General features: G+C 70.2%; 5 protein-coding genes. All 5 read left to right on the top strand.

What is annotated here, in order from left to right:
* The first annotated feature begins 352 nt into the window (after positions 1–352).
* Genes AB0C29_RS26460 through AB0C29_RS26480 form a run of 5 tightly spaced genes read left to right on the top strand, consistent with a single transcriptional unit; the run spans position 353 to position 6,725 of the window.
* Positions 353–1,531 carry an ROK family transcriptional regulator gene (locus AB0C29_RS26460; protein WP_360825255.1) on the top strand — a complete coding sequence of 393 codons (1,179 nt, stop codon included), beginning with the start codon at positions 353–355 and terminating at the stop codon, positions 1,529–1,531.
* A complete protein-coding gene (locus tag AB0C29_RS26465) occupies positions 1,528–3,324 on the top strand; it encodes an ATP-binding cassette domain-containing protein (protein ID WP_360825258.1) in 1,797 nt (598 codons plus the stop codon). Before AB0C29_RS26460 ends, AB0C29_RS26465 begins: the two co-directional genes overlap by 4 nt.
* The gene (locus AB0C29_RS26470; RefSeq protein ID WP_360825262.1) at positions 3,321–4,403 is read left to right on the top strand and encodes an ABC transporter permease; all 1,083 of its coding nucleotides are present in this window, start codon (positions 3,321–3,323) and stop codon (positions 4,401–4,403) included. Before AB0C29_RS26465 ends, AB0C29_RS26470 begins: the two co-directional genes overlap by 4 nt.
* Before the next feature lie 59 nt (positions 4,404–4,462).
* Positions 4,463–5,506 carry a substrate-binding domain-containing protein gene (locus AB0C29_RS26475; protein ID WP_360825265.1) on the top strand — a complete coding sequence of 348 codons (1,044 nt, stop codon included), beginning with the start codon at positions 4,463–4,465 and terminating at the stop codon, positions 5,504–5,506.
* Positions 5,507–5,540: 34 nt separating this feature from the next.
* Positions 5,541–6,725, top strand: a complete 1,185-nt coding sequence (locus AB0C29_RS26480) for a Gfo/Idh/MocA family oxidoreductase (RefSeq protein WP_360825268.1) — start codon at positions 5,541–5,543, stop codon at positions 6,723–6,725.
* Positions 6,726–6,909: the final 184 nt, after the last annotated feature.

The raw sequence follows: 6,909 nt of genomic DNA on the forward strand, positions 1-6,909 counted from the left end.
CGGCGCGCGAGCGCCTGCCGCCGACCCAAACCGGGACTGTCCCGGCGCTCGCTCGAGCCCGGTTCGATGGCACCCGCCGGCCTAAACCCCGGGACCCTGACCCTGAGTCACTTCCTCGTCCTTGCCCGCAGAGCAGATCCCCCATCCGGCAGCACCCGGGCAGCATTCTGTGCGTCGACGGGCACGCTCCGGATGGCTTACTGTCCAGGGCGGCGGATGCAGTTACTTTTGAATCAGGCGACAAAAGTTTGTGGTGATCATCGAGAAGGTATGGACGAGCCCACCGGAAGGGCCCTAGTGTGACGGTCGTGACACCGTCCCGTTTCGGCGGTGTGAACGGCCGGAGGTGCCCGTGCATGTCGTCGACGCCCCCCATTTGCGCTTGTTGCGCTTGTTGCGGGACGAGGGTCCGATCTCTCGGGCCGAGCTCGGTGATCGGCTCGATCTGACCCGTCCCCGACTGCTCGCCGAGGTTGAGCGGCTCGTCGCCGCGGGCTACATCGCGGAGGCCGGGATGGCCGCTTCGCGGGGTGGCCGGCGTTCCACTCTTGTCGAGTTGCAGCCGCGACTCCGGTTCGCCGCTGTTGATCTCGGCGCCAGCTCCATCGATGTCGAGGTGACCAACGGGCGGCTCGAGCCCGTCGCGGCGTACCGCGAAAGCGCTGACATCCGGTCCGGACCGAAAGTCATCCTGCACCGGGTCAATGAGCTGCTCGCCAAGGCCCGCACCGACGGTGCTTTCGACCGGCTCGATGCCGTCGGCATCGGGGTGCCCGGGCCGGTGAGTTTCCGGGACGGGGTGCCGGTGTCGCCGCCGATCATGCCCGGCTGGGACCGGTACCCGGTGCGTGAGCTGCTCGCCCGCGAGCACGGGTGCCCGGCCGTCGTGGACAACGACGTCAACATCATGGCCATCGGGGAGCGGCACGGCGGGGTCGCCCACTCTGTGGACGACTTCCTCTTCGTCAAGATCGGTACGGGCATAGGCTGCGGCATCCACCTCGGCGGTGGTGTCTACCGGGGTGTCGACGGCTGCGCGGGCGACATCGGCCACATCCAGGTCGACGCGCACGGGCCGATGTGTTCCTGCGGCAACGCCGGTTGCCTCGAGGCACTGTTCAGCGGGGCCGCCCTGGCTCGCGATGCCGGTGCGGCGGCCCGCAGCGGCGAGTCCCCGGCGCTGGCCGAGCGGTTCGAGGCCAACGGCGAGATCGGCGCCCGGGATGTGGCCGACGGCGCCGCGGAGGGCGACGTCACCTGCATCCGGTTGATCCGCGACGGTGGTCGCCGGGTCGGTGCGACGCTGGCCACGCTGGTGAGCTTCGCGAACCCGTCGATGATCGTCATCGGGGGCGGGCTCGCCCAGCTCGGTCACATCCTGCTCGCCGAGATCCGCAGCGTGGTCTACCGGCGCTCGCTACCGCTGGCCACCGGCAACCTGCCGGTGGTGCTCAGCGAGCTCGGCGCCCGCGCGGGCGTGAGCGGCGCGGCCGTCCTGGCCAGCGACACGGCCTTCGAGCAGGCGTCATGACCGCCCCCGAACCGGCCCGCGACGACCGGCCCACCGCAGTCCCGGCGCCGGAAACCCCGGCCACCGGAAGCCCGGCCACCGGGCCGGCCAACGGCACGTCTGCCGGAAGCAAGGCATCGGCAGCCAACGAGGCCGCCGGCTCGGCAAATGGCACGCCCGCCGGAAGCACGCCCGGCGGAAGCGCGGCGACCGGAAGCACGGCCGCTGGAAGCGCAGCGACCGGAAGCACGGCCGCAGAAAGCTCGCCCGCAACCGCCACCGAGCAGCGCGAACGCGACGGCGTCGGCGAGGTAGTCCTCCGCCTGGACGGCGTGGTCAAGACCTTCCCCGGCGTCCGCGCCCTCGACGGCGTCCAGCTCGAGGTCCGGGCCGGCGAAGTCCACTGCCTGCTCGGCCAGAACGGCGCCGGCAAGTCCACGCTCATCAAGGTGCTCGCCGGCGTCCACCACGCCGACGAGGGCAGCATCACCTGGCTGGGGGAGCCCTTCGCCCCGGCCAGCCCCCAGGCCGCCATGCGGGCCGGGATCGCCACCATCTACCAGGAGCTGGACCTCGTCGACGATCTCTCCGTCGCCGAGAACGCCTTCCTGGGGCACGAGGAGAGCCGCGCCGGTTTCCTGCGGCGGGGGTCCACCGCGCACCGTACGAGGCAGATCCTGGCCCGGCTCGGCCATGAGCACATCTCGCCACGCCGCCTGGTGCGGTCGCTGCCCGCGGCCGGCAAGCAGATCGTCAGCATGGCCCGTGCGCTCTCGCACGACGCCCGGCTGATCGTCATGGACGAGCCCAGCGCTGTGCTTGCTCATGACGAGGTCGAGAACCTCTTCCGGATCATCCGCGAGCTGACCGCGCAGGGCATCGCGGTCATCTACATCTCGCACCGGCTGGAGGAGATCCGCGACATCGGCGACCGGGTCACCGTGCTCAAGGACGGCCGGACCACCGCCGCCAATCTGCCCGCCCGCAGCACGCCCACGCGGGAGCTGGTCAGCCGGATGACCGGTCGGACCATCGAGTACGTCTTCCCGCCGCGCGAGGTCAAGACCGGCACCACGCCACTGTTGCAGGTGGAGGGGCTGACCCGGGCCGGGGAGTTCGCCGATGCGTCGCTGACCGTCAAGGCGGGGGAGATCGTCGGGATCGCCGGGCTGGTCGGGTCGGGGCGTTCGGAGCTGCTGGAGACGATTTTCGGGGCCCGGCGGGCGGACAGCGGCACTGTCACGCTCAACGGTAAGCGGATCACGTCGATCGGGGCCGCGGTCCGGGCCGGCATGGGCATGGCCCCGGAGGAGCGCAAGAGCCAGGCTCTGCTGCTGGACGAGCCGATCTACCGGAACATGACGCTGGCCACCTTCAGCGGTTACGCGCGCGGTGGTTTCACCGATGTCGACAAGGAACGTTCGGCCTCGGCCGAGACCGCCGATGCGCTGGAGTTGCGTCCGCGGGACGTGAGCCGGCCGGTGCGCACGCTCTCCGGCGGCAACCAGCAGAAGGTCGTCGTCGGGCGGTGGCTGCTCGGCGGGACCAAGCTGTTGCTGCTCGATGAGCCGACCCGGGGCGTGGACGTCGGCGCGCGGGCCGAGCTCTACCAGGTCATTGCGGATCTCGCCGCCCGTGGGGTGGGTGTGCTGCTGGTCTCCAGCGAGGTCCCCGAAGTGCTCGGTCTGGCTGACCGGGTGCTGGTCATGCGCGAGGGGCACCTGATCCACGAGGCGCCCGCGAGCGAGATCGACGAAGCCACTGTTCTTGATCTCGTCATGGCGGGATCTCTGATGGAAGGGGAGCCGGCATGACCGATCAGACGACCAAGGCGAGCCTGCCGGCGCAGAGTCCGCCGGTTGAGCCGCCACCGCCCGCGACCGGCCAGGCCCGGTCGCGCGGCAACTGGTTCAAGGGCGACGGCGCCGAGCCGCTGCGCCGCAACCTCGGCCTCATCGGGGTGCTGGTGATCCTGGTGATCATCGGTGCGGTCACCCGGCCCGAGCTGTACGGCGACGCCACCTGGGTCAAGAACAACACCTTCACGATCCTGCAGCAGGCGTCCGCGATCGGTGTGGTCACCGTCGGCATGACGTTCGTGATCATCGGTGGTGGCATCGACCTGTCGGTGGGCGCGATCATCGCGGTGGCCGGCGTCTGGTCCACCACACTGGCGACGCAGAGCTACGGCACCCTGGGCATGATCTTCACCGCCCTGGTGGTCGGCATCGTGGTCGGGCTGATCAACGGCGTGCTCATCTCGTACGGCCGGTTGGTGCCCTTCATCGCGACGCTGGCCATGATGGTCGCGGCCCGCGGTGTGGCGGCGCAGATCTCCGGCAAGCAGACCCAGGTGTCGGCGAACACCACCATCAACTCCATCGCCAGCACCCGGTGGCTCGGCATCCCGGTGCTGGTCTACATCCTGGCGCTGGTCGTGGCCGCGGGCTGGGTGCTGCTGAACCGCACCACCTTCGGTCGCCGCACGGTGGCCGTCGGCGGCAACCCGGAGGCGGCCCGGCTGGCGGGCATCAACGTCAAGTTCCACACCGTGCTGCTGTACGCGTTGTCCGGCCTCTGCTGCGGCATCGCGGCGATCATGTTGACGTCCCAGGCGACCAGTGCTCAGGCCGCCATGGCGAACCTGTACGAACTGGACGCGATCGCCGCGGCGATCATCGGTGGCACGCTGCTCAGTGGCGGCCGCGGCACCATCATCGGCGCGCTGTTCGGCGTGCTGGTGTTCTCCACCATCACCAACCTTTTTGCGATCAACAATCTCTCCACCGAGGCCCAGAACATGGTCAAGGGCGCCATCATCGTCGCGGCCGTGCTGGTCCAGCAGTTCCGTTACAAGTCACTCACTCAACTCCTGGGTCGTACCAAGAGCTGACCTACCCCACAAACCCCACGGCGACCGGTGACGGCCGCCCGGTCACCCCTGGAGAAAACATGTCGAACTTGTCCCGCCGCCGCATCCTCCTCGGTGGCGCCGCGGTCGGCGCCGGCGCCCTGCTCACCGCCTGCACCAGCAACACGCCGGAGGAGAACACCCAGGTCAACACCGGCAACGAGGACTCCAACCCGAACGCCGCCCCGGGCACCAAGGTGGTCATCGGCTTCTCCGCGCCGGCCGCCGACCACGGCTGGATCGCGGCCATCACCAACAACGCCAAGGCGCAGGCCCAGGCGTACAAGGACGTGGAGCTGCGCGCCGTCGAGGCCGGTGCGGACGCCGCGACCCAGCGGGCCGCCCTGGCCACCCTGATCGCGCAGAAGCCGAACGTGCTGGTGATGCTGCCGCACGACGGCAAGGAGCTCAACGCCACCGGCCTGGAGGCCATGAAGGCCGGCATCCCGGTGGTCAACCTGGACCGGGCCTTCCCGGACCGGGCGGCGTACCGGCTGCAGATCAAGGGTGACAACTTCGGTATGGGCATCGCCGCCGGGACCTACATCGGGCAGCAGCTCAAGGCCAAGGGCGTCACCAACCCGATCATCGGCGAGATCCCCGGCATCGACTCGCTGGAGCTGACCCAGGAGCGGTCGAAGGGCTTCGTCGAGGCGCTGGCGTCCTTCGGCTTCAAGGTCGCCAACCGGCGGCCGGCGGACTTCACCGCCGACGGTGGCCAGCGGGCCGCGACCGACCTGCTGCAGGCCCTGCCGAAGATCGACGCCATCTGGAACCACGACGACGACCAGGGCATCGGCGTGCTCGCGGCGATCAACCAGGCCAGCCGCAAGGAGTTCTTCATGGTCGGCGGCGCGGGCTCGAAGGCGGCCATGGACGCGATCGCCGCCGACAACGGCCCCCTCAAGGCGACGGTGACCTACAGCCCGTCGATGGCTTCGTCGGCCATCTCGCTGGCCCGGTTGATCGGCCAGAACAAGGGCATGTCGGACCTGGTGGAGCTCCAGGTGCCCAAGGAGATCACCCTCGCCTCCGAAACGATCACCAAGGAGAACGCCGCCCAGTACGCCAAGCTCGGCTTCTGAGCGGTCCGTCCACTTCGGCGTAGAAGGAGATCACATGGGGCAGCTGCGGGTCGGCATGGTCGGGTACGCGTTCATGGGCGCCGCGCATTCACAGGCATGGCGCACCGTGAACCACGCCTTCGACCTGCCGCTGTCGGCACGGATGTCGGTCGTGTGCGGCCGCGACGAGGACAAGGTCGCGGCCGCGGCGGTCAAGCTCGGCTGGGAGGGGCACGCCACCGACTGGCGCGCGGTCGTCGAGCGTGACGACATCGACCTGGTCGACATCTGCACGCCGGGCGACACCCACCGCGAGATCGCGCTGGCCGCGCTGGCCGCGGGCAAGCACGTGCTGTGCGAGAAACCCCTGGCCAATTCGGTGGCCGAGGCCCGGGAGATGGCCGCGGCCGCGGCCCAGGCCCAGACCCGGGGGGTACGGGCGATGTGCGCGTTCAACTATCGCCGGGTCCCGGCGGTGGCGCTGATGCGGCAGCTCGTGGCCGACGGCCGGATCGGCACCATCCGTCACGTGCGGGCGGTCTACCTCCAGGACTGGATCGTGGACCCGGAGTTCCCGCTGGTGTGGCGGCTGCGCCGGGACGTGGCCGGCTCGGGCGCGCTGGGCGACATCGGTGCCCACATCGTCGACCTGACCCAGTACGTCACGGGCCAGTCGATCACCGGGGTGAGCGCACTGACCGAGACCTTCGTGAAGGAGCGGCCGCTGCCCACCGCGGCGGCCGGGCTGTCGGCGGAGGGCAACGGCAGTTCGGGCCGCGGTCAGGTGACCGTGGACGACGCGGCGCTGTTCCTGGCCCGGCTGGACGGGGGAGCGGTGGCCACGTACGAGGCGACCCGCTTCGCCACCGGCCGCAAGAACGGGCTGCGGGTGGAGCTGAACGGCTCGCTGGGTTCGCTGGTGTTCGACTTCGAGCGGATGAACGAGCTGCAGTTCTACGACGCCGCGCTGCCCAGCGCGGAGCAGGGCTTCAGCCGGATCCTGGTGACCGAGCCGGACCACCCGTACATGGCGGCGTGGTGGCCGGCGGGTCACCCGATCGGTTACGAGCACACCTTCACCCACGAGATGCGGGACCTGATCGAGGCGATCGCCACCGGACAGGACCCGACGCCCTCGTTCGCCGACGCGTTGCAGGTGCAGCTCGTCCTCGACGCGGTGGAGCGCTCGGCTGCCGCGTCGTCCTGGGTGGACGTGGAGGCCGTGCTGGCTGGTGTGTGACCCAGACCTCCGCCGTACGCCGCGAGGGACGAACCGGTTGCGCCCCGGCTCGTCGGGCGGGCGGCGGAGCGGCTGTCCGGCATCGACCGTCCGGGTTCCCGGCACCTTCATCTCGGCCCGCAGCCGCAGCAGCTCACCCGGCTTGATCTCCTCGACCCGCCACCAGTCCAGCGCCTCGCCGACC

The organism is Actinoplanes sp. NPDC048791, from assembly GCF_040650095.1.
GTDB lineage: Bacteria > Actinomycetota > Actinomycetes > Mycobacteriales > Micromonosporaceae > Actinoplanes.

Coding starts and splice junctions, on each gene's coding strand:
- AB0C29_RS26465 (WP_360825258.1), top strand. CDS start 1,528: ATGACCGCCCCCGAACCGGCCCGCGACGACCGGCCCACCGCAGTCCCG.
- AB0C29_RS26470 (WP_360825262.1), top strand. CDS start 3,321: ATGACCGATCAGACGACCAAGGCGAGCCTGCCGGCGCAGAGTCCGCCG.
- AB0C29_RS26475 (WP_360825265.1), top strand. CDS start 4,463: ATGTCGAACTTGTCCCGCCGCCGCATCCTCCTCGGTGGCGCCGCGGTC.
- AB0C29_RS26480 (WP_360825268.1), top strand. CDS start 5,541: ATGGGGCAGCTGCGGGTCGGCATGGTCGGGTACGCGTTCATGGGCGCC.